General features: G+C 48.5%; 1 protein-coding gene. It reads right to left on the reverse strand.

The window, feature by feature from the left end; genetic code table 11:
- A partial coding sequence (locus E0L35_RS25455) for a maturation control protein (RefSeq protein WP_096325165.1) occupies positions 1–479 on the reverse strand: 479 nt, incomplete at its 3' end.
- Positions 480–522: the final 43 nt, after the last annotated feature.

Genomic DNA, 522 nt, shown 5'->3' on the forward strand with positions numbered 1-522 from the left:
TTGTTGTATTCCGTCGCAAAGCAACATAGTAACGTCAGAACATGCTCTGTCGTTATTTCGCTCCAGTTGATGTTGAAAAATTCATCGCCTTTTTTATCGTGTTCGGAATCGAAGATGCTTTGGTGGAGGATGTATTTGCCGGATTCCTTGCGCGGTAACTTGATTGCTTTCTGGCGTTCCAGCTCCTTATAAATCTGCATTGCCTCAATTAGTACCGGCCTGCCGTTCATGAAGGGATCGCGCAACCTTACACGCTGGCCAACTCGACCAGTAATAAAGCTGTTTTCCTCTTCCACCAGCACGATAAAACCCTTTTCCTCTTTTTCTCGCAATTCGCGCAGCAGCTGGAGTTCCATATCGCGGCGGCGTTCAGGGTAGCTGGTCCGCTCAGCCATTATTAGCTCATTGTTGATCCATGCAGCAGTCATTGACGCCGGTTTGCCGACGCTCATCGAAACAACGCATATTTTCTTATCCATAGCGCCCCCTACAAAAAAGAAAAGCCACCAGCGGCGGCTTAGC

The sequence above is a fragment of the Halomonas sp. ATBC28 genome (genome assembly GCF_005937175.1).
GTDB lineage: Bacteria > Pseudomonadota > Gammaproteobacteria > Pseudomonadales > Halomonadaceae > Vreelandella > Vreelandella titanicae.